Below are 22028 nucleotides of genomic sequence, written 5' to 3'. Positions count from 1 at the left end.
GGCTCGCCCCTCGCTTCGTCGCCGCCGAGACGCCCGACGCACGGGCCGTGCGCAGCCTGAAGGCCGGCGCGACGCACGAGGGGACCGCGCCTCACCTCTTCGGCGCGGTGACCCTCGCGGCGATCGCACGTGGATCGATCACACGTCGATCGACCACACCTCGATCGATCACACCTCGAACTGAGGTGTGATGAACTCCTTCAGCTCGCCGCCCGCCTGCACGATCAGGCGCACCGCCGACAGCCCGGGTGTGACGTCTTCGAACGCGAACCGACCGGCGTCGCCCACCTCGGCCGCCCACTCGCGAGCGTCCTGGGCGAGACGCGCAGCCAGGAGCGGCGGCTCGCACCAGCCGTCGACGCGGCGGGCACCCGACTCGGTGGCCGCGACGTGGAGCAGCACGCTGATGGCATCGTCGCTGAACTGGAGGGTGAGCCGCTCCTGCTCGCTGCGAACGGCTGCCCGGCCCTCGGAGACCTCGGTGAGCAGGGCGTACTCCCGCGAAACGTCGTCGACCGCGACGGCCGCGATCATCCGCTCGGTCAGGTCCGCCGGCGGGGCGTCCCGGCTCTCCCACATCCTGCGCAGGAGAGCGAGCAGCTCGTCGTCGGTGCGGTCGCTATCCACGCCCATGGTCATCTCCTCGCTCCGCACCCCCGCCGTCCAGCAACGCGCGCAGCTTGCCTAGGCAGCGCTGGCGCGTCGGACCGATGCTGCCGATCGGCATGTGCAGCTCGTCCGCGATCCGCCGGTAGTCCGGTCGATCGTCGAACGCGACCACACGCAGCAGATGGCGGCACCGCTCATCCAAAGAGAGTACCGCTCTCCACAGCCGCTGCGCGGTCACGGCGTCGAGCGCCTCCTCCTCTGCGGAGCGCTGGGGCGGCATGCGCCGTTCGAGCGCCTCGTCCTCGGTGGCGTCCGCCCGTCCGTCGACCCGGGACGTGCGCCACGCCTCCCGGCGGGCCGTGGTCGTCAGCCACGCCGAGACGGCGGCGCCGTCGGTGATGGAGTCGTGCTTGCGGACGAAGGTCAGCCACGTCGTCTGGACGATGTCCTCGGCCGCCGCCCGGCTGAGGCCGTAGGCACGAACGACGTGCCACAGTACGGGCGTCATGAGCCGCACGAGCTCGTCCATGGCCTTCGCGTCGCCGTCGCGCCAGCGCGCGTAGAAGGCGGCCGCCTGCTGCCATCGCGCGCCCGTGTCCGCCGGGGCATCGCCTGAAGGACCCGGCTCGAACGGCGCGGGCGCCCCGAGGGCATCGGCTGCGGAGGCCCCGCGCCCCTTGGCCGGGCGGGCCGAGCGCGCCTCTTCGTCCACGTGCTCATTCTGTCCACGTGGGTGAGGACGGCGCAAGGCGCAGAATGATACGCCCCGGCGACCGCTCCCGATGGGGAGAACTGCCCGTGCCAGCCAGCCGTGCCAGCCAGCCAGCCAGCTAGCCGTGCCAGCTAGCCGCAACGCGTGCCGCTCGTGGCCACGTCGGCATCCGCGACGAGCGGGGTGTGGAGCAGCACGGGATCGTCGCCGGCCCCCGGTGGTGCCGTGAACCGCAGCTCGAGCTCGACGCGCTGTCCCGGCCGCACCACGACGGGGAGGACTCCGGCGGGGCGACCGTCGAGCTCGTCTCGCATCATCCGGACCGGTTCCCCGTCGATCCAGGCGCCCTCCGGCACGGCGCCGGCAGGCGCGAGCGCGGTCACCCTCAGGGCGACGTCCTCGCGCGCGAAGCCACCGAAGCCGGGGGCCGCGCGCCACGGGATCTCGACGGACTGCGGCACGCCGCTCGACAGGCTCGCCGTCAGCACGAGCTGTGCCCGTCCGTCCGGTCGGCACGCGCCGGCCTCGAGCGCGAGCCGGGCGTCCAGATACGCGTCCAGCTTGCTGCCGGTGAGGTTGTCGAACAGCAACGCGTACCCCTCATCGCCCGCGCGCGACAGCCGGGCGAGCATGCCCGCCGCCGGCGTGCGCGCGATGACGGCCTGCTCCTCGGGGTGCGCACTCCACACCGAGATCCGCCCCCGCTCCGCCAGCGGACCCAGTGCGGCGGCGAGCCGCGGCAGCTCCGTCGCCGAGTCCAGCGCGGCCTCGATGACGGCCTCGGAGACGTCACGGAAGAACCCGGTCTGGTCGTCGTGCGACAGAGTCAGGTACGGCGCACGCAGCAGAGTGTCGACCAGATTGACGGCATCGACGCGCACTCCGTCGACGTCCAGCGGCCCCACGACCTCCAGCACGGTCGCCAGCACGGACGGGTCGATCGAGACGACGGCGTCCGGCGTCAGACCCGAATGGAGCCGCCACCACGCGGACGCGAGCGACGCCGACAGGGGGAAGTCCGGCGTCATCGTGATGTTCGGGACGAAACGCCCCACCTTGCTCGGTGAGCCGATGACGAGGGCGTCGGGAACCGCCGCGACCGGTCCGTCGGGCGTGGGAAACGCCGAGCTGTCGGCGTGGCCGACCAGCTCGAGACGCCCCTCTCGGGCCCGGACCGCGAAGAACGTGCCCGTGATCCCGCCGCCCATGCGCAGCTCGGCGTTGTTCTGCAGCATCACGAGGATCAGGCGCGGCTCGTCGGCACCGAGCATGGCTCCCGCGATCTGCGCCGCGGGGGCCAGCGAGGAGAACACGGGCAGGACCGCGGCCAGTTCCGCCTCGAGGCGGTCGAGAGGGCGGGCGACACGCGGGATCACGCTGTCGCGATCGATGGCGGCGACCGCCGCATGCGCCCGGATCAGGGCAGCACGCGCGGACAGCAGCGGTTCCCCGACCCGGCTGAGGGCACGCGCATCGATGTGCTCGCCGTCGAGCCGCAGGCTCGCCGCGACCTCGGCGGTCACCGACAGGAGCGGACGGGCGCCGTCGACGGCCTCGCCGAGGGCCTGCACCCCGAGGCGGGTCGCGTGCAGGGTGGATCCCGCGAGCGGGAGCGCCTCCGCGGTGCGCCACACCGGGTCATCCGTGAGCGAGACGATCGACGCCGCGTGCCGCGACACCGCGTCGGCCTCCGCCAGGACGCGCTCCAGATCGAGCGGCTCCGCGGAGGGACGGACGATCTCCCGCGCCCGGTCGGCGACGGCGAGCAGGGCGGTCAATTCCTGGTGGACGAGCACCACGCGCACTCCGAGCCACGCTCCGGTCACGACGAGCGCGCCGGCGAGGAGCAGCGCGCCCCGGCGCACGAGACGCGCGGCGCCGAGGCGCCGCGCTGCGGACCCCCGCCGGGCGCGTCCGCCGCGCTCGGCGCTCGAGGTCATCCGCGCCCGCCGCGCCGCCGCCCCGTCGCCATCGCGAGCACTCCGGCACCGAGGGCAGCGGCGCCGGCCACCAACGGCCCGAAGACCGAACCGCCCGTCGCGGCGAGCGAGCCGGGATCGTCCGGCCCGGGGGCCGCCGCCGCACGCGGCCCCGGCGTGCACCCCGGGGTGGACGGCGGGTAGGTCACCGCGATCTCCGCCTCGGGATTGGCGGCGATCGTCACCGTCGCGCCCTCACGGGTCCAGCCGAGGCTCTCCTCGCCGACGTCGATCCACGCGCCGTCCTGCTGGACCCAGCCCGGCCAGGCCACTCCGGCACCGGCATCGTCGACGGCGGCTCCGGGCCACAGGACGCGACCGCGCAGGCGATCGTCGCCGTCGAACTCGCCGAGCGGCACCTCGACGCGCTCGGCTCCCTTCGCGAAGACCAGCCGCGCCTCGCGGGACCCGCCCTCACCGTCGGGATCGATGAGCGTGGCGTCGTACGCGATCCACGGCGCGTCCCGCTCGCACACGGCGTATCCGCTCGCATTGAGCGAGTCGCCGGTGCCCTCGCCGGGCTGATACGGCGAGTACAGCTCGTCGGCCGTGGCCGCCGGAGCCGTCAGCAGCGCGAGCGCGAGCCCCGCGACCATCCCGTGCATCACGATGCGTTCCCGTCCCGCCCGCCACCCGGCGGACGTCCTCCCATCTGGAGCGCGGCCGGGGGGCGGTGATACAGCCGGTCTTTCAGGGCATCGAGCCCGCGCTTTCCCGCCGCCGCGAGGACGACGCGCTTGCCGAGCACGCGCACGCCCTCTCGGGACTCGCGCAGGGGACGCCGCAGCCATCCGTCGACGAGGATCGCTCCCGGTCCCGTGGGGGCCGCGTCGTCGAGCATGCCCGGGAAGAGCGCGCGGTGCCGGCCCGGGTCGATCCGGCGCCCCCGCACGCGGTTGCTGACGTTGCGATCGTGGACCACCTGGATCCAGGCGGGCGCGCCGCCGTCGACCAGCACCGGCATGTGCCGGTGCATGAGATTGTGCCAGTCGCGCCACGCCGTCATCGGCTCGTCCCATGGCTCCGAGACGGACACGAACGCGTTGCGGCGGTCGCGCCGGAGGTAGACGTGCCCTCCGCGCCGGATGAGCCCGTGCGCCAGGTACAGCGCCCGGCGCTCGCCGGGCCGGGCGAGCGCCTGGAGCCGCGCCGCGAAGTCCGTCGCGAGGGCGTCGTCGTTGTCGAGGTTCGTGGTCAGCAGGACGTCCCCGCTCCCGCCCGTGACGGCACGCGCGTCCTCGGCGATCTCCTCGCGTGAGACGGTCTCCCGATACAGCGGCGCGAACGCACCTGCCGTCACCAAGGGCGCGAGCCGCTCGAGCAGCCAGGCGGGACTCGCGGGATCGAGGTACACGATCCACCCCACCGGGGCCGTCTGCGACGCGACCGCCGGCACGGTGTAGCGCAGGAAGAGCTCGAGGCGCTCCCGCAGCCAGCCGTCCTGCGCGCGGATCACGCTCTCGCGTCCGACCGACGGCAGGTTGAACCGCGTCAGCAGGACATGGTCGACGCGCCGCGTGGGCGCCGGTGCGGCGCGCGGCCGCCGTTCGAGATCCGTTGCTCCCACATCAGGCACAGAGGCGGCGAGGCCCGCGCGTGATACGAGGCGGGGGCTTCAGCGCCGCGCGACCTCGAGCGGGCGCCGCATGACCATTCCCGGCAGACCGCGCCCGTCCGCCGTGACAAAGACCAGGATCACGCTGACGGCGGCGAACGCCAGGTCGAACGGGGCGAGGAAGCCGAGCGCCTGGAACCCGCCGATCCCCGCCGCGTAGCGGACCACGCCCTGCAGGGGGACCGGCGCGAAACCCGGCGCATACCGGATGTGCGCAGCGTGGTCGCCGATCGTGCGTCCGGTGGCGACGGCGACGAGCCCGTGCAGGACGAGCGGGACGAGCAGCACGGCATCGGAGACGTCCGCGAGCTCGCCTCGGGGAACGCCCAGCAGGAAGAGCTGGACGGCGTTCGCGGCGATTCCCGTCGCGACGGCCATCAGCCACGTCGTGAGCGCGTCGCACGCCATCGCGGTCAGCCGCCGCCCGCGGGTCACCTCCGACGGCAGTGTCCTGCCCGTCCCGATCCCGCGGGTGCGGATCAGCAGCCGCGCGGCGATGGCGCCCAGGAACCCGCCGAGCGTATTGGCGAGCAGGTCATCGACGTCGAACACGCGATACGCGCACGGGTAGATCCCGTACAGCCCCGTGAGCTGCGTCACCTCGATCAGCGCCGACAGCGCGAGCGCGGCCGCGGACGCCGCCAGGATCCCGCGTCCCCACAGCGCGCGCAGGAAGAGGCCCAGCGGCAGGAACAGCAGGACATTGAGCACGACCTGCTGCACCGCCGGGTTGCGCAGCAGCGCCCCCACGCTCGAGACGTCGTACGACAGGATGTCGGCGACGAACTGCCCGGGGCGCAGCTGCACACCGGCGCAGCGGATCGTCGCGGGGTCCGGCAGAGGCAGCAGCGTGTAGGTCCACAGGGCCATCGCGTAGACGACCGAGGCGCCCCACGTCAGCAGCCGCGCGGGGGTGAGCCGACCGTGGCGGCCGTACTCGGATGCGACGAAGGGCACGAACAGCAGGACGGCGACGACCGCGCCCGCGATCAGGGCGATGAACGCCGGGATGACGCGATCGGACACCCGCTCAACATATCGGTGCGACGACCGGTTCGCCGTCCGGGGGGCGCCTGTGGGATCGGACGATCAGGCGGTGTCGCCGAGGGAGGCGAGGCGCTCGGCCTCGTCCGCCTCGATGCACGACTCGATGACCGGTCCGAGAGCGCCGTCCATCACCTGGTCGAGGTTGTAGGCCTTGTAGCCGGTGCGGTGATCCGCGATGCGGTTCTCCGGGAAGTTGTACGTGCGGATCCGCTCCGAGCGGTCCATGCCGCGGATCTGCGACTTGCGCGCGTCGGCGGCGGCCGCGTCGAGCTCCTCCTGCTGCTTCGCCAGCAGGCGCGCCCGCAGCACGCGCATCGCGGCCTCGCGGTTCTGCAGCTGCGACTTCTCGTTCTGCATCGACACGACGATCCCGGTGGGCACGTGCGTGATCCGCACGGCGGAGTCGGTCGTGTTGACCGACTGGCCGCCAGGACCCGACGACCGGAAGACGTCGATCTTCAGGTCGTTCTGGTCGATGTGGATCTCTTCGGGCTCGTCGACCTCGGGGAACACCAGCACGCCGGTCGTCGACGTGTGGATGCGCCCCTGCGACTCGGTGGCCGGCACGCGCTGGACGCGATGCACGCCGCCCTCGTACTTCAGGTGCGCCCACACCCCCTGCGCGGGGTCGGACGACGATCCCTTGATCGCGATCTGCACGTCCTTGTATCCGCCCAGGTCCGACTCGTTGCGGTCGAGCAGCTCGGTCTTCCAGCCCTTCGAGGCCGCGTACTGCGTGTACATGCGCAGCAGGTCGGCCGCGAAGAGCGCGCTCTCGGCGCCGCCCTCGCCGGCCTTGATCTCCATGATCACGTCGCGGGCGTCGTCCGGATCCCGGGGGATCAGCAGCCGACGCAGCTTCTCCTGTGCCTGCGCCAGCCCCTCCTCGAGCGCGGGGATCTCGGCGGCGAAGGCCTCGTCCTCGCGCGCGAGATCGCGCGCCGCCGCGAGGTCCTCCCCCGCGGCGATCCACGCCTCGTGCGCGGCGACGATCCTGCTCAGCTCCGCGTAGCGTCGGTTCACGCGCTTGGCGCGCGCCGCGTCGGCGTGCACGGCGGGGTCCGAGAGCTCCTCCTGGACCCGCCGGTGCTCGTCGATCAGGGCGTCGACGGACTCGAACACTGTGGCGCGTGCCTCAGCGGATCTCGCTGTCGTGCCCCGACGAGCGCCCGCCGGCCGACGACGGCGCGTTCTTCATCTGCGCGCTCTGCATCTGGGCCGTCTGCATCTGCACGAGGAACTCGACGTTCGACTGCGTCTCCTTGAGCTTGTCGAGCACGGTCGCGAGCGCGTGCTGCGGGTCGAGACCCGCGAGCGCGCGACGCAGCTTCCACGTGATCTTGACCTCGTCCGGAGACAGCAGCATCTCCTCGCGGCGCGTGGAGGACGCGTTGACGTCGACGGCCGGGAAGATGCGCTTGTCGGCCAGCTGCCGCGACAGGCGCAGCTCCATGTTGCCCGTGCCCTTGAACTCCTCGAAGATGACCTCGTCCATCTTGGATCCGGTCTCGACCAGGGCCGTGGCGAGGATCGTGAGCGATCCGCCGTTCTCGATGTTCCGCGCCGCGCCGAAGAACCGCTTCGGCGGGTAGAGCGCCGACGCGTCGACGCCGCCGGAGAGCACGCGACCCGACGTGGGCGCCGAGACGTTGTAGGCGCGCCCGAGCCGCGTGATCGAGTCGAGCAGCACGACGACGTCGCGTCCCAGCTCGACGAGGCGCTTGGCGCGCTCGATCGCGAGCTCGGCGACGGTCGTGTGGTCCTCGGCCGGCCGGTCGAAGGTCGAGGCGATGACCTCGCCCTTCACCGTGCGCTGCATGTCCGTGACCTCTTCGGGGCGCTCGTCGACGAGCACGACCATCAGGTGGGCCTCGGGGTTGTTCTGCGCGATCGCGTTCGCGATCTGCTGCAGCACGATCGTCTTGCCGGCCTTGGGCGGAGCCACGATGAGGCCGCGCTGACCCTTGCCGATCGGCGCGACCAGGTCGATGATGCGCTGCGTCAGCTTCTCGGGCGCCGTCTCCAGGCGCAGCCGGTCCTGCGGGTACAGGGGCGTGAGCTTCGAGAACTCGACGCGGCCCGCGGCGTCCTCCACCGACAGGCCGTTGACCGAGTCGACCTTGACGAGCGCGTTGTACTTCTGGCGCCCCTGCTGCTCGCCCTCGCGCGGCTGCTTGATCGCGCCGACGACCGCGTCGCCCTTGCGCAGGTTGTACTTCTTCACCTGGCCGAGCGAGACGTACACGTCCTGCTGGCCGGGGAGGTAGCCCGTCGTGCGCACGAACGCGTAGTTGTCGAGCACGTCGAGGATGCCGGCGATCGGGATGAGGACGTCGTCCTCGGTGATCTCGGTCTCGAACTCGTCGCCCTGGCCGCCGCGGCGCTTGCTGCGGCCACGGCCGCGTCCGCCCTGATCCGAGCCGGACTCGTCGTCGGACGCGTCCTGCCCGCCCTGGGCCTGCTGCCCGTTCTCGGCCTTGTCACCCTTGTTGCGGTTGCGGTTGCGGTTGCGGCTCCGGCCGCGACGACCGGTGCCCTCCTCGCCCGACTCCCCCTTGTCGGAGCCCGCGTCGCCCTCGCCCTCGGGCTTGGCGTCGGCGGGCTTCGCGTCGGCGGGACGGTCGGCCTCCGGCTCGGCCGCCACGGTCTTCGACTCGGGTGCCTTCCGCTCCGCGTCCCCGGCGGTTGCGCTCGGCGCGTCCGGGGCGGTCGCGTCCGCGACCTGCGCGGCGGCGGCCTCGTCGGTCCCCGCGTCGCGGGTCTGTGCGTCATCGTCCTTCGAGGCGGCGTCCTTCGAAGCGTCGTCCTTCGAGGCGGTGCTCTTGGAGGCGGCGGACCTCGACCGCGAGGTCCTGGCGGCCCGGGGCTCGGCGTCGGGCGTGGCCGGCGCGTCGGTCGTCGCCGCGGCGGAGGCATCGGCGGGCGCGTCTGCGGACTCGGACTCGCCGGCCGGCTCGGCGTCCTTCGAGGCGGCGGGCGCGGCCTTGGGCGTGCGCTTGCGCGGCGCGCGCTTCGGCTTGTCGGGCTTCGCCTCCGCGTCGGCCGCCGGGGTGTCGGTGGCGGAAGTCTCGGGCGCCGCGGCGTCCGCAGACGAAGGCTCAGTAGCCGCGGCGTCGGCGGAGGTGGTGCCGGCGGACTTCGCGCGACGCGGCGCACGCTTGCGCGGCGCCTTCGCCGGGGCCTCCTCCGTTGCCGGAGCGGCCTCGGGCGCCGAAGCGGCGGGCTGGTCGACGGCGGGCGCGGCGGTCTCGGATGTGGCCTCGGGCGCGCGGCCTTCCGGCGCGGCGAGGTCGGTCTGGATCTCGGAGATGGACTCCACGAGTTCTCCTCTGGGTAGAACGTGGTGTTGTTGCCCGGCGCACATGCGGGAATCGCGATGCGCACGCCACGACGCGCGCCGATCACCCGGATGCTCGGTGAACTGGGTGCTCAGGAGCTGGCCGGGGACCTGTACGGGGGCTTCGCAGACTGCGAACGGCGGGAAAGAAATGTGCTACGGGGCACCCGCCGTGATTTCTCTCACTGTACCACCTTTGAGGGCGGCGGCCTCGATGAAGACGCGCAGCGCGTCCGGGTCGTTCGGCATGTCCGTGACGCGCTGGGGCGCCTCCAGCATGGCGCGCAGCTCCGGCGAGTACTCGAGCTCGATCCCCAGCGCCTCGCGGATCGTCTCGGCGAACTTCTGCGGCTTCGCCGTCTCGAGCACGAGCATCGGCACGCCCGGCTCGACATGCTCCCGGGCGACCTTCACGCCGTCAGCCGTGTGCGGATCGATGACCTCGCCGGTGGCGGCGTGCACCGAGCGGATGGTCTCGATCCGGTCGGCATGCGTCGAGGTTCCGCTGACCAGGCCGAACTCGTCCGCGAAACGCGGCTGTTCGGAGGCGACGTCGAAGAACCCCTGCTCCTCGAGCAGCGCCCAGGACTCGACGACGCGCCGAGGGTCCCGGCCGAACAGCTCGAACACGAAGCGCTCGAGGTTGGACGCCTTGGAGATGTCCATCGACGGACTCGAGGTCGCCAGGGTCTCGGCGGCGGAGCGCGGCCGATAGACGCCGGTGCGGAAGAACTCGTCCAGCACGTTGTTCTCGTTCGTCGCCAGCACGAGCCGCCGGACCGGCAGCCCCATCTGCTTCGCGTAGAGGCCCGAGAGGATGTTGCCGAAGTTCCCGGAGGGCACGGTGAACGACACCTCGGCGGGCCCGCCGGCGTCCGTCGCCCGCAGCCAGGCCCAGAAGTAGTAGACGACCTGCGCCGTGATGCGGGCGAGGTTGATCGAGTTGACGGCGCCGAGCTGCTGCGCGCGCTTGAAATCCACATCGCCCGCGAGCTGCTTGACGAGGTTCTGGCAGTCGTCGAAGACGCCGTCGATCGCGATGTTGTGGATGTTCGCGTCGTCCAGCGAGAACATCTGCGCCCGCTGGAAAGCGCTCATGCGGCCGCGGGGCGACAGCATGAACACCGAGATGCGCTCCTTGCCGCGCAGGGCGTGCTCGGCGGCCGAGCCGGTGTCGCCGGAGGTCGCGCCGAGCACGTTCAGCACGGAGCCCGTGCGCTCGAGGGCGTACTCGAGCGCCTGGCCGAGGAACTGCATGGCCATGTCCTTGAACGCGAGGGTCGGCCCCTCGGAGAGCCCGACGAGCGTGAGGCCGCCGTCGAGCGCCCGCAGCGGCACCACCTCCGAGGGGAACGAGGCGTAGGCGGCGGCCGTCATCCGCGCCAGCTGCTCGCGCGGGATGTCGGTGGCGAACAGCGCGAGCACCTCGGTCGCGAGCTGCGGGTAGATCAGCGCCCGCCATCGCTCGAGCGTCTCGGCGTCGACGTGCGGCATCGTGGCCGGGACCGAGAGCCCGCCGTCGGGGGCCAGGCCCTCGAGCAGCGCGTCGACGTACGACAGCGGCTCCGATCCGCCCCTGGTGGAGATGTACTGCGTCGAGTTGTGCTGCGTCGGGTTCTGCTGCACGCTGCTCCTCCTCGGGTCGGGGCTCGCGCCCGGAGCGGGCGCGAGCCCGGCGTCAGGCGCCCGCACGGGTCGTATCCATCCTCGCATCGGAGGCCGTCGTCACGGTCCCTCCCTTGAAATCCACGGCGAGCATGAGCGGCTGCCACGATCCGCCGCCGATCTCGTCCACCACGGCGGCGGCCTCCAGACGCCGCCCGGGCCCGTCGGCGAGCACGAGCACGCTGGGCCCGGCGCCCGAGACGACCGCGGCGAAGCCGCGCTCGCGCAGCGCGCGCACGAGCCCGAAGGTCTCGGGCATCGCCTGCCCGCGCCGTTCCTGGTGCAGCTTGTCCTCGGTGGCGGACAGCAGCAGGTCCGGGCTCTGCGTCAGCGCCGCGATCAGGAGCGCCGAGCGGGACACGTTGAACACCGCGTCCTCACGCGACACCTCCGGTTCGAGCACGCTCCGCGCGGTCCACGTCGACATCGTCCGGTCCGGCACGAACACGACCGGAGCGACACCGCGGTGCACCAGGAGCTTCTTGTGCTGCGGCACGCCGTTCTCGGTCCACGCGATCGTCAGACCGCCGAAGAGGGCGGGCGCGACGTTGTCCGGATGCCCCTCGAGCTCGGTCGCGAGACGCAGCATGTCGGTGTCCGTGAGCACGGCCTCGCCGCGGCCGTCGAACTCCAGCAGCCCCTTCGCCGCGAGCACGCCCGCCACGACCGCCGCCCCCGAGGATCCCATCCCCTTGCCGTGCGGGATGCCGTTGCGCGCCACGATGCGCAGGCCCGGCGCGGGGCGCCCCACCGCCTCGAAGCAGTAGCGGATGGTGCGCGCGATGAGGTGCGACTCGTCACGCGGGATCTCATCGGCGCCCGGGCCCGTGACCTCGATCTGAAGCGAACCCGGGGCCAGCGCCGTGACCTCGAGCTCGTCGTACACGCTCAGCGCCAGGCCCAGCGTGTCGAAGCCCGGGCCGAGGTTCGCGCTGGTGGCGGGGACGCGCACGTACACGGTGCGCGTTCCCGAGGGCGGCGCGGTCATTCTCCCTCGACGCGCAGCACCGACACCACGCGCTCGACGACATCGCTCGCGCCCAGGCGGGCGACGGTGTCGCCGAGCGCCTGCTCGCGGGCCCGGTGGGTGCCGATCACGATGTGCGCCCGGCCGGTGGCGTCCTGCGACGGCGTCTGCTCCACGGTCGCGACCGAGACTCCGGCCTCGCTCAGGATGCCGGCGATCCGCGCGAGCACGCCCGGCTCGTCCGCGACCTCGAGGGTGATCTGGTAGCGGGTCACGATGCGGCCGATCGGGGCGATGGGCAGGCTCTGGCGGGGCGACTCGCCCACGCCGACGCCGCCCGCGATGTGGCGCCGGGCCGCCGAGACGACGTCGCCGAGCACGGCCGAGGCCGTCTGCAGGCCGCCCGCCCCGGCGCCGTAGAACATGAGGTCGCCCGCGGCCGCCGCCTCCACGAAGACGGCGTTGTTGCCGCCGTGGACGGTCGCCAGGGGGTGATCGCGACCGATGAGCGCGGGATACACGCGCACGGAGATGGCCTCGCCGCCCGCCGTACCGTGTTCCGTGCCATCTTCCGCGCCGCCCACGGTGCCGTCATCCGCGCCGTCGGCGTCCAGGCGCTCGCAGACGGCCAGCAGCTTGATCACGAAGCCCGCGCGGCGGGCCCCCTCGATCATGTCCGCCGTGACGCTCTCGATGCCCTCGCGGTGGACGTCCTCGAGCGACACGCGCGTGTGGAAGGCGAGGCTCGCCAGGATCGCGGCCTTCTGAGCCGCGTCGTATCCCTCGAGGTCGAGCGTCGGGTCGGCCTCCAGGTAGCCCAGCTCGGTCGCGATGCGCTGCGCCTCCGCGGCCGAGAGCCCCTCGCGGTCCATCTTGTCGAGGATGAAGTTGGTGCTGCCGTTGACGATCCCGAAGATCCGCTTGATGCGGTCGCCCGCGAGCGAATCCTTGAGCGGGCGGATGATCGGGATCGCACCTGCGACGGCCGCCTCGTACGACACGGAGGCGCCGACCTGGTCGGCCGTGTCGAAGATCTCGGCGCCGTGCGTCGCCAGCAGCGCCTTGTTGCCCGTGACGACGTCGGCGCCCGAGGAGAGAGCCGCCAGGATGTGCGTGCGGGCAGGCTCGATGCCGCCCATCAGCTCGATCACGATGTCGCTGCCGAGGATGAGCGTCTCGGCATCCGTCGTCAGCAGCTCGCGCGGCAGGTCGGCATCGCGCGGCGCGTCCACGTCGCGCACGGCGATGCCGGCGAGCTCGAGATCGGCGCCCGCGCGCTCGGCGAGCTCCTCCGCCTGGGTCAGCAGCAGGTGCGCGACCTGCGACCCGACGGAGCCCGCGCCCAGCAGCGCGACCCTCAGACGACGGTGATCGATCATGCTTCTCCCTCTCCCGCGGCGACCGGGTGGTCAGCCGCACCGTGGATCCCCGCATCGCGCGCGAGCAGATCCTCGATCCGCTCGCCCCGCACGATGACGCGCGCGCTTCCGCCCGTGACGGCCACGACGGGCGGGCGCGGCACATGGTTGTAGTTGCTGGCGAGCGGCGCGCAGTAGGCGCCGGTCGCCGGCACCGCCAGCAGGTCGCCGGGCGCGACGTCGGCGGGCAGGTACTCGTGGTCGACGACGACGTCCCCCGACTCGCAGTGCAGGCCCACGACGCGGCTCAGCACCGGCGCCCCGACGCCCTCGCGCGAGGCGAGACGGGCCGAGTACTGCGCGCCGTACAGCGCCGTGCGGGCGTTGTCGCTCATGCCGCCGTCGACGCTGACGTAGCGGCGCTCGGCCGTCCCGGCAGGGCCGTCGACCGCGACGCTCTTGATCGTGCCGACCTCGTACAGAGTGACGCCCGCGGGGCCGACGATGGAGCGGCCCGGCTCGAACGCCAGCGTGGGCAGCGGGATGCCCCGCACGGCGCACTGCTCCGCGACCGCGTCGACGATGCCGTCCGCGAGCTCCGCGATGGGCGTGGGCGCGTCGGCACGCGTGTAGGCGATGCCGAAGCCGCCGCCGAGGTTGAGGACGGGCCCGCCCTCGGCGGTGAACATGTCGGCCTCCTGCAGGCGCGCATGCAGCTCGAGCACCCGGGCGGCGGATTCGCGGAAGCCGCCCGTGCCGAAGATCTGGGAGCCGATGTGACAGTGCAGGCCGGCGAAGTCGACGAGCGGCAGCTCGCGGATCCGCGCGACGGCGCGCTCGGCGGCCTCGAGCGTGAACCCGAACTTCTGGTCCTCGTGGGCCGTGGCGAGGAAGTGGTGCGTCTCGGCGTGCACGCCGCTGTTGACCCGCACGAGCACGGTCTGGCGGCGGTCGGTGCGCGCCGTGATCGCGCCGATGCGCTCGATCTCGATGTCCGAGTCGACGATGATCGTCCCCACGCCCACGGAGATCGCCCGTTCGAGCTCGAACACGCGCTTGTTGTTGCCGTGGAACCCGATCCGCTCGGGCGGCACCCCGGCCGCGAGCGCGACCTCGAGCTCGCCCGCCGAGCAGACGTCCACGCCCAGGTCGGCGTCGATCATCCACCGCGCGATCTCGGTGCTGAGGAACGCCTTGCCCGCGTAGTAGACACGGGCCGTGCCGCCGTGTCGCGCGGCCGCGTCGACGAACGCGCGGCGCGTCCGGCGCGCCCGGGTGCGCACGTCGTCCTCGTCGATCACGAGCACGGGCGTGCCGAAGCGCCGGACGAGGTCCGGCGCGGCGATGCCGGCGATCGTGAGAGCTCCGTCGCCGTCCCGACGCGCCGAGGCCGGCCACACGGCGGGGACGAGGTCGTTCGGGTCCTCCGGCGGTGTCAGCCACCCGGGCGCGAGCGCGCTCTGTCCTGGGTCGGCGGGGACAGGGTCGGCTGCGGCGTCGGGCACGACGTTCTCAATCGTGAGGGGGTCAGGACTTGCGCGGTGCGGGATGGGCACGCGTCCGCGATGTCCCCGAGTCTAGGGCACCCGCGTCGTTCTTTTTCTCGCGGGCGCCGCTCAGCAGGTGCCCGGCTCGCGCAGCACGGGGTCGCTCATCGCGCCCGCCTCGATCGCGAGGCGCGCCACGAGCGCGTCCCCCTCGACCGCGACGTCGTGGAGCGCGAGTCCCGCCGGGAATCGGTCGGCGACGCAGACGTCGACCGGCGGGAGGTCGAGGCCGGTCATACCGGCGAGCTGCTCGGCCGACACGCGTGCACCGCCGACGGAGGCGCCCGTCGGCCGCAGGACGAGCCGACCCTCGGCGGCCTCCGGCGTCAGCGTGACGTCGATCGGGATCGACGTGCCGAAGATCGGCAGGTCCATCACCACCGCGACGTCCGGAGCGGCGAACCCGATCGTCGGATCGCTCAGGATCGCCGGCAGGTCGGCGCGCGCGAGCAGACTCTCCACGGCGGTCGCGTCCAGGCGCAGCTCGGCCGTGCCCGGACCTCCCGCCGCGCCGTCCCGCAGCGCGACGCCCGTGAGGTGCACGTCCACATCCGCCACGACGTCCTCCAGCGGCACCTCGTCGCCGGAGATGCGCAGGTCGTCGAGCCGTCCCGCGATCAGCTGCGGCACGAGCAGCCCGCCCCCGACCGCGACGTCGAGCTGCTGGTCGGCGGGCATGCCGAGCTGCGCGACGACGGCCTGGCGCACCTGCTGCGGCACGATCGCGCGCGCCGCCAGCTCGGCGGCTCCGGCGAGCGCCGCGAGCACGACGACCGCGACGAGCAGTGCCCAGGGCCACCGCCGACGGCGTGCGGGCCTCCGCACCGTCGCGGACTGTCCTGCATCCATGGCGTCCCCCTCCGGTTGCCCGCCGGCCGCGTCACATCCGGGTCGGGGCGCTCACGCCGAGCAGATCGAGCCCGTTGCGCAGCACCTGGCCGGTCGCGTCGTTGAGCCACAGGCGCGTGCGGTGCACCGTGGCGACCGGCTCGTCGCCCTTGGGCGTGACGCGGCAGTTGTCGTACCAGCGGTGATACAGGCCGGCAAGCTCCTCGAGGTAGCGCGCCACCCGATGCGGCTCACGCACCTCGGCCGCGAACGCCACGATGCGCGGGAACTCCTGCAGCGCGCCCAGCAGCGCGGCCTCGGTCTCGTGCTCGAGCAGCTCGGGAGCGAACTCGGAGCGGTCCACGCCGGCGTCGACGGCGTTGCGGGCGACGTTGTGGGTGCGCGCGTGCGCGTACTGCACGTAGAACACCGGGTTGTCGTTGGTGCGCTTGCGCAGCAGGTCGGGGTCGAGGTCGAGCGGCGAATCGGCGGGCGAGCGCTCGAGCGAATAGCGCAGCGCGTCGGTGCCGAGCCACTCGATGATGTCGTCCATCGCGATGATGTTGCCGGCGCGCTTGGACAGGCGCGCCCCGTTGATCGAGACCATCTGCCCGATCAGCACCTCGATGTTGCGCTCCGGGTCCTCGCCCGCGGCGCCCGCGAGGGCCTTGAGGCGGTGGACGTAGCCGTGGTGGTCCGCGCCCAGCAGGTAGATCTTGTGCTCGAAGCCGCGATCGCCCTTGTTGAGGTAGTACGCGGCGTCCGCCGCGAAGTACGTGTACTCGCCGTTCGAGCGCCGGATGACGCGGTCCTTGTCGTCGCCGTAGTCGGTGGTGCGCACCCACACGGCGCCGTCCTCGTCGAACACGTGCCCCTGCGCCCGCAGCCGTTCGACCGCCTGGTCGATCAGGCTGGGCTCCCCGTTCGGGCCGGCGGCGTGGAGGACCCGCTCCGAGAACCACTCGTCGAACGCGACGTTGAACGACTCCAGCGACGCGCGGATCTCGGCGAGCTGGTGGGGATAGGCGAGGTCGCGCGCGACGGCCACCTGCTCCTCGTCAGGCAGCGAGAGGATGTCGGGGCGCTCCGCGAGCACCTTCTGCGCGAGCTCGTCGATGTAGGCCCCGGAGTATCCGCCCTCGGGCTTGTCCTCGCCCTTGATCGACGCCAGCACGGACGCGCCGAAGCGGTCCATCTGCGCTCCGGCGTCGTTGATGTAGTACTCGCGGGCGACCTGCGCGCCGCTGAACAGCAGCAGGCGCGCGATGGCGTCGCCCAGTGCCGCCCAGCGCGTGTGCGCGATGTGCAGCGGCCCCGTCGGGTTGGCGCTGACGAACTCCAGGTTGATCGTGCGGCCCGCCTGCGAGTCGTTGCGGCCGTAGTCGGCGCCCGCGTCCACGATCGTCTTCGCGAGGGCCCCCGCCGCGGCCGCGTCGAGGCGGATGTTGATGAAGCCCGGGCCGGCGACCTCCACGCTCGCGACGCCCTCGGTGTCGGACAGCCCCGCGGCGATCTCGTCGGCCAGCTCGCGGGGCGCGGCGCCCAGCCGCTTGGCGAGCTTCATCGCGACGTTCGAGGCCCAGTCGCCGTGGTCGCGGTTGCGGGGCCGCTCGAAGGTGATGTCGGCGGCACTCAGCCCGAGGGGCTCGCCGGGGCGTCGCCGCTCCGCGATCGGCGTCAGGACGGCGAGCAGGGCGGCGGCGAGGGCATCGGGGTTCATAGGCCGACAAGTCTAGGGCGTGGGCCTTGTCGCTCCCCGTGCGCGCGGCGGCCCCGCCGGCCGGCGAACGTCACGGCTTGGCAACGGATCGCGCTCGGGGCCCTCGGTGCTCTCGTGCCGTTCACGCGCATCGCCTACTGTGCTTCGCATGTCGCGCGCGCCGATCCCCCGCCGCGTCGTCGCCGTCCTTCTCGTCGCGGCGGTCGTCGCCGTGGGCGCGGCCGTCCTCGCGGGCGCCCTGCGGCCGTGGGCGGCCCCCGTGGCCGAGGTCGAGCGGGCCGCCGCGGCCGATCCGGCTCCCGTGCTCGAGCCGGCGCCGCTCGCGCTTCCCGAGGAGCCGGACGTGCTCGTCCTCGGCGACTCGTGGACCTACGGCTCCGCCGCCACACCGCTGGAGCTCGGCTACGCGTACGTGCTCGCGGACCTCCTCGGCGGCCGTACGCACGTCGACGGCGTCCGGGGCAGCGGCTACGTGCGTCCCGGCGTGCCGACGTTCGGGGAGCGCATTGCGGAACTCGACCCGGAGGCGCGCTACGACCTGATCGTCGTCCAGGGGTCGATCAACGACCGCCGGGAGCCCGCCGAGGGGTACCCGGACGCGGTCACGGCGGCGTGGGACGCCCTTGCGGCGCTGTATCCCGAGACGCCGGTCGTCGTCCTCGGCCCCGCGCCGCAGGTGCTTCCCGTGGAGGAGGCGACGGCGCGCATCGACGCGGACCTGGCGTCGCTCGCGCAGACGCGCGGGTGGTGGTACATCTCTCCGCTGCGCGAGGAGTGGATCACCGAGGACAACTACCGGACGGTCATCGACACGAGCGAGACGGGCGCGAACCACCCCTCCGTGGCGGGCCACGCGTACCTCGCCGAGCGGCTCGCGCAGAGCCTCGCCGAGATCGTCGACCCCGCCACGCGCCTGGAGGCCGCCGACGACCCCGAGGCGCCGGGGAGCCTCTGAGGAAGCGGTCTTCGCGGGGACCGCACGGCACGCGCGGATTCCGGTCGTGGCCGCGGCCCCCACTACGATGAGGCGCGGAAAACCCGCACCCCGGAAAGGAGCCGCACCCCGGGCCTCTCGTCGTGCGCTGCCATGCGCCTCAGTGGTCCAGGTTCGTTCGCCATGCTGACAGCACGAGATCTCTCGACGACCACACCTCCCCCGACCGCCCCCTCCCCCTCCCCCACTTAGCCGGCACTTTCTCCTTCGACCGGCGGCTCCTGCCGCATCACGACGAGAAAGTGAGAAACACCCGGTGGGCGACCTCCAGACACTCTCAGGACCGATCGTTGTCCTGCTCATGCTGCTGTTCTTCGGCGGCAGCCTGTACATGTCGATCCGCATCTCCCGCAGACGGGAGAACGCCGACGGCTACATGACCGGCGGCGGCAAGATTGGCTTCGGCATCTCGGCCGCGTCCATGACCGCGACGTGGATCTGGGCATCCTCGATGTACGCATCGGCGACATCCGGCTACACGTACGGCATCTCCGGCCCCATCCACTACGGCCTGTGGGGCGCGCTGATGATCCTGCTCATCTACCCGTTCGGGCGCCGCATCCGCGCGGTGGCCCCGAAGGCGCACACCATCGCCGAGGTCATGTTCGCTCGACACGGACGCTCGAGCCAGCTCATGCTCGCGGGGTCGAACGTGCTCGGCAGCCTCATCAGCCTGACCTCCAACCTGATCGCCGGCGGCGCTCTCATCGCGATGCTGTCGCCGTTCACCTTCACCCAGGGCATCGTCGCGATCGCGATCGGCGTCCTCGCGTACACGCTGTGGTCCGGCTTCCGCGCATCGGTGCTGACGGACTTCGTGCAGGTGCTGGCGATGCTCGGCGCTGTGGCCATCCTGATCCCGGTGATCTTCTTCGCGGCGGGCGGCCCGGACCTGTTCGTGACGGGCGCGCAGAACCTGACGCCGCAGCAGGGCGACTTCTTCTCCTCCGACGCGTTCTTCAACCAGGGAGCGCCGTACATCGCGGCCGTGCTCGCGTACGCGATCGGCAACCAGACCATCGCGCAGCGCCTGTTCGCCGTGCGCGAGGACCTCATCAAGAAGACGTTCGTCACCGCGACGGTCGGGTACGGCGCGACCATCATCGGCGTGGGGATGCTGGGCGTCATCGCCCTGTACGCCGGCATCGAGCCGATGGGCGGGGACGTCAACAACCTGATCCCGCAGATGGCGGCGACCTACCTCACCCCGATCCTGATCTGCGTGTTCTTCGTCATGATCATCGGCTCCCTGTCGTCGACGGCGGATGCCGACATGACGGCGCTCTCGTCGATCATGATGGCCGACGTCTACGGCCAGAACATCGCCGGCAAGAAGAACGCCAACCCGAGGACCATGCTGGTCGTCGGCCGCCTGACGATGGTGGGCGCGACCGCGGCGGCGCTCGGCTTCGCGTCGATGCAGTTCAACATCCTCGACCTGCTGGTGTTCGTCGGGGCCATGTGGGGAGCCCTCGTGTTCCCGGTGATCGCGAGCTTCTACTGGAACCGCGTCACCAACGTCGCCTTCAGCGTCGCGGTCGTCGCCGCGCTCGCCACGTTCCTGCCGGTGCGATTCGAGTGGGTCGACCTGTCCGGCGGGCTGGGCATCGTCAGCGACGTGCTCTCGGTGATCGGCATCGGCGTCGTGCTCGGGCTGATGGCGTTCGGCTTCTTCGGCCTGCGGGTCGCGCTGGTCGTCGGCGGGATCGCCACGGTGGCCTCTGCGCCGTTCGCGATCGGGTTCCTGCACACCTACCCGGTGTTGTCGGGCTCGCTCGTCGCCTACGCCGTCAGCACGACGGTCTGCGTCGCGCTGACGATGCTGAACAAGGACCGGCGTTTCGACTTCTCGGTGATCCGGCAGCGCACCGGCGACTTCGACACGGCGGAGACCGCCGGTGCCGCCGGTGCCGCCGGTACCGAGATCGTCGCAGAAGCGGAGGGCGTCGTGAAGGACGCCGACGCCTCCTACACCGGAAAGGAGCAGTGATGGACCCCCTGCTGCTGACCGCCTACGTGCTCGTCTGGCCGGTCGTGGTGATCGGCACGCTCGCGGTGATCATCCGCGCGTTCGTGAAGGACGCCCGCCAGGCGAAGCGAGAAGGACGCCGGATCATCTGACCCCGCGACGGGCGGGAGGGGGCGCATCGCCCGCCTCCCGCCCGTCGACGGACCCACGCGCGTCGACGGAGCGTTCGAGTTCGACGCGCGCGATTCCGCCCCGCGCCGGCAGCGCACCGCACCGCACCGCACCGGCAGGGGGTCGCGCTGCTGGGCTTGGACGTCCTGATCAGCACGCCGTGGTCAGCCGGAGGGCGGCCGTGCTCTCGGTCTTCGGGTCAGGGCGTTGGGTGCGGGTCGGTAGGTGCCGCGTCTGTCGATCCAGGGTGGGGCTTTGATGACCGGGATACCGGCTCTCATGCGGATGTCCCATCCGGAGCGGTCGAGGTTGTGGTGGTGCCCCCAGCAGAGCAGGACTCCGTTGTCGGTATGCGTGGAGCCACCGTTTGCGTGTTCATCGACGTGGTGGATCTCGCACCACGCCGCCGGGATCGTGCAGCCGGGGATGATGCATCCTCCGTCGCGGGCGGTGATCGCCCGGCGCTGGTGGGTGTTGAACACCCGCTCGGGGGTGCCGAGGCGGACGATCCTCCCGGTGCGGTCGTGGATCACCTTCTGCACGGCCCCGGTGCACGCGATCCGGTGCGCGGTGGACACCGGCACGCGGGTGTCGTCGATGCGCGCCGCGGCAGTGGGGTCGTGGAGGTCTTCCTCGGCGACCGTGACGACGAGGGTGGGGGCAGCACCACCCAATGTCGGGGTGTCGGTGGCTTTCGCGGCGGTCTGGATGATCACGGCAAGCACGTCGTGACGCTTCTGCGTATTCGTGCGGGGGTCGTGCACGGCCTCGTCCTGTGACCAGGCTTCGGTTTCGTCCCGGTCTTCGGGGTCGGTGGGGGTGAAGCGGACGGCGGGGTTCAGGTGCGCGTCCAGCAGTCGCTGCAGCCCGGCGGCGACTTCCGGGAGCAGGGACCCGCGCAGCGGGACGACGCCGTCACGCGGGATCCCGAGGGTGAGGCCTCGGTTGCGGGCGGCGCGTTCGGCGTCGGGTTCGGGGCCGTCCTGGTCCAGGTACGCCGCCCAGGTGCTGACGTGGACCAGCACCTCACCGAACGTCGGCGGGATCATCCCGGCCTGTTCGTCCAGGGCACCGGTGGCGTACGCGACGGTGGTGGCTTCGGCCGCGTCGAACTCGACCGGGTCGGCACGATCCTCCACCCGTGCGAGAGCTGTCGTGATCTCGTATGCCGCGTCGACCCCGAGGGCGCCGTCGCGGAGTGCGTGGGCGACGTGGGGGAACCGCGCCGGGAGTTCCTCCCCGGTCAACGACACCCGGGGCCGGGTGCGCTTGTCCAACCGGATACGGGCGTTGATCGTCTTCGCCGACACCCGGGTCGTGCGCTCGAGCAGTTCCACCCCGTTGCGGCACCCGTACCGGGCCGAGAGGCGGTCCTCGGAGTCGCGGGCAGACCGGGCATCCACCTCGCCGGCCAGACGCACCCGGGCGGCGTCGACCATCCGCCCCAACGCCTCCACCGTGCCGACGGCATCGACCAGATCGGCGTCCGCCAGGGCCCCGGTCTGCTGGA

General features: G+C 72.3%; 18 protein-coding genes. 3 read left to right on the top strand and 15 right to left on the bottom strand.

Annotated features, from left to right (window positions below; translation table 11 throughout):
- Positions 1-168 precede the first annotated feature (168 nt).
- The 14 genes from IEX37_RS13570 to argS form a co-directional block, all read right to left on the bottom strand.
- Positions 169-633 (bottom strand): hypothetical protein, encoded by a 465-nt coding sequence (locus IEX37_RS13570; RefSeq protein ID WP_229663274.1) that lies wholly within the window; start codon positions 631-633, stop codon positions 169-171.
- Positions 620-1321, bottom strand: coding sequence for an RNA polymerase sigma factor (locus tag IEX37_RS13565; RefSeq protein WP_229663273.1), 702 nt, complete (start codon positions 1319-1321; stop codon positions 620-622). The genes IEX37_RS13570 and IEX37_RS13565 overlap by 14 nt, the downstream gene beginning before the upstream one ends.
- Positions 1322-1452: 131 nt before the next feature.
- Positions 1453-3261, bottom strand: coding sequence for a DUF4012 domain-containing protein (locus IEX37_RS13560; RefSeq protein WP_188756820.1), 1809 nt, complete (start codon positions 3259-3261; stop codon positions 1453-1455).
- The gene (locus tag IEX37_RS13555) at positions 3258-3908 is read right to left on the bottom strand and encodes a hypothetical protein (protein WP_188756819.1); all 651 of its coding nucleotides are present in this window, start codon (positions 3906-3908) and stop codon (positions 3258-3260) included. Before IEX37_RS13555 ends, IEX37_RS13560 begins: the two co-directional genes overlap by 4 nt.
- Positions 3905-4876, bottom strand: a complete 972-nt coding sequence (locus IEX37_RS13550; RefSeq protein ID WP_229663272.1) for a glycosyltransferase — start codon at positions 4874-4876, stop codon at positions 3905-3907. The genes IEX37_RS13555 and IEX37_RS13550 overlap by 4 nt, the downstream gene beginning before the upstream one ends.
- A 39-nt stretch (positions 4877-4915) precedes the next feature.
- A complete protein-coding gene (locus IEX37_RS13545; protein ID WP_188756818.1) occupies positions 4916-5941 on the bottom strand; it encodes a VanZ family protein in 1026 nt (341 codons plus the stop codon).
- A 63-nt stretch (positions 5942-6004) separates the two neighbouring features.
- Complete coding sequence (prfA, locus tag IEX37_RS13540; protein ID WP_188756817.1) at positions 6005-7084, bottom strand: peptide chain release factor 1; 1080 nt, start codon at positions 7082-7084, stop codon at positions 6005-6007.
- 13 nt (positions 7085-7097) lie between these two features.
- Positions 7098-9281, bottom strand: coding sequence for a transcription termination factor Rho (gene rho / locus IEX37_RS13535; protein ID WP_229663271.1), 2184 nt, complete (start codon positions 9279-9281; stop codon positions 7098-7100).
- 174 nt (positions 9282-9455) lie between these two features.
- The gene (thrC, locus tag IEX37_RS13530) at positions 9456-10925 is read right to left on the bottom strand and encodes a threonine synthase (protein ID WP_229663270.1); all 1470 of its coding nucleotides are present in this window, start codon (positions 10923-10925) and stop codon (positions 9456-9458) included.
- A gap of 52 nt (positions 10926-10977) precedes the next feature.
- A complete protein-coding gene (gene thrB / locus IEX37_RS13525) occupies positions 10978-11952 on the bottom strand; it encodes a homoserine kinase (protein ID WP_188756814.1) in 975 nt (324 codons plus the stop codon).
- Entirely contained in the window at positions 11949-13310 is a 1362-nt protein-coding gene (locus tag IEX37_RS13520; RefSeq protein WP_188756813.1) for a homoserine dehydrogenase, read from the bottom strand. Before IEX37_RS13520 ends, thrB begins: the two co-directional genes overlap by 4 nt.
- A complete protein-coding gene (lysA, locus tag IEX37_RS13515) occupies positions 13307-14794 on the bottom strand; it encodes a diaminopimelate decarboxylase (RefSeq protein ID WP_188756812.1) in 1488 nt (495 codons plus the stop codon). The genes IEX37_RS13520 and lysA overlap by 4 nt, the downstream gene beginning before the upstream one ends.
- A 111-nt stretch (positions 14795-14905) precedes the next feature.
- Complete coding sequence (locus tag IEX37_RS13510; RefSeq protein ID WP_188756811.1) at positions 14906-15685, bottom strand: LmeA family phospholipid-binding protein; 780 nt, start codon at positions 15683-15685, stop codon at positions 14906-14908.
- Positions 15686-15716: 31 nt separating this feature from the next.
- Positions 15717-17384 (bottom strand): arginine--tRNA ligase, encoded by a 1668-nt coding sequence (gene argS, locus IEX37_RS13505; protein ID WP_188756810.1) that lies wholly within the window; start codon positions 17382-17384, stop codon positions 15717-15719.
- Between the two features lie 148 nt (positions 17385-17532).
- Between argS and IEX37_RS13500 the strand changes: the two genes are divergently transcribed.
- The 3 genes from IEX37_RS13500 to IEX37_RS16005 all read left to right on the top strand — a co-directional run bounded on the left by IEX37_RS13500 (position 17533) and on the right by IEX37_RS16005 (position 20499).
- Positions 17533-18339, top strand: coding sequence for an SGNH/GDSL hydrolase family protein (locus tag IEX37_RS13500; protein ID WP_188756809.1), 807 nt, complete (start codon positions 17533-17535; stop codon positions 18337-18339).
- A gap of 340 nt (positions 18340-18679) precedes the next feature.
- Positions 18680-20368 (top strand): sodium:solute symporter family protein, encoded by a 1689-nt coding sequence (locus tag IEX37_RS13495; RefSeq protein ID WP_188756853.1) that lies wholly within the window; start codon positions 18680-18682, stop codon positions 20366-20368.
- A complete protein-coding gene (locus IEX37_RS16005) occupies positions 20368-20499 on the top strand; it encodes a putative transporter small subunit (protein ID WP_229663269.1) in 132 nt (43 codons plus the stop codon). Before IEX37_RS13495 ends, IEX37_RS16005 begins: the two co-directional genes overlap by 1 nt.
- Positions 20500-20682: 183 nt before the next feature.
- Here the strand turns inward: IEX37_RS16005 and IEX37_RS13490 are convergent.
- Positions 20683-22028 (bottom strand): HNH endonuclease signature motif containing protein (locus IEX37_RS13490; protein WP_188756808.1); only part of this gene is annotated, 1346 nt, incomplete at its 5' end.

Source organism: Microbacterium album, assembly GCF_014643695.1.
Lineage (GTDB): Bacteria > Actinomycetota > Actinomycetes > Actinomycetales > Microbacteriaceae > Microbacterium > Microbacterium album.
Note: the sequence above shows the minus strand (reverse complement) of the source record. Positions and strands in the feature narration are given on the sequence as shown.

Coding starts and splice junctions, on each gene's coding strand:
- IEX37_RS13570 (WP_229663274.1), bottom strand. CDS start 633: ATGGGCGTGGATAGCGACCGCACCGACGACGAGCTGCTCGCTCTCCTG.
- IEX37_RS13560 (WP_188756820.1), bottom strand. CDS start 3,261: ATGACCTCGAGCGCCGAGCGCGGCGGACGCGCCCGGCGGGGGTCCGCA.
- thrB (WP_188756814.1), bottom strand. CDS start 11,952: ATGACCGCGCCGCCCTCGGGAACGCGCACCGTGTACGTGCGCGTCCCC.
- IEX37_RS13520 (WP_188756813.1), bottom strand. CDS start 13,310: ATGATCGATCACCGTCGTCTGAGGGTCGCGCTGCTGGGCGCGGGCTCC.
- IEX37_RS13510 (WP_188756811.1), bottom strand. CDS start 15,685: ATGGATGCAGGACAGTCCGCGACGGTGCGGAGGCCCGCACGCCGTCGG.
- argS (WP_188756810.1), bottom strand. CDS start 17,384: ATGAACCCCGATGCCCTCGCCGCCGCCCTGCTCGCCGTCCTGACGCCG.
- IEX37_RS13500 (WP_188756809.1), top strand. CDS start 17,533: ATGTCGCGCGCGCCGATCCCCCGCCGCGTCGTCGCCGTCCTTCTCGTC.
- IEX37_RS13495 (WP_188756853.1), top strand. CDS start 18,680: ATGCTGCTGTTCTTCGGCGGCAGCCTGTACATGTCGATCCGCATCTCC.
- IEX37_RS16005 (WP_229663269.1), top strand. CDS start 20,368: ATGGACCCCCTGCTGCTGACCGCCTACGTGCTCGTCTGGCCGGTCGTG.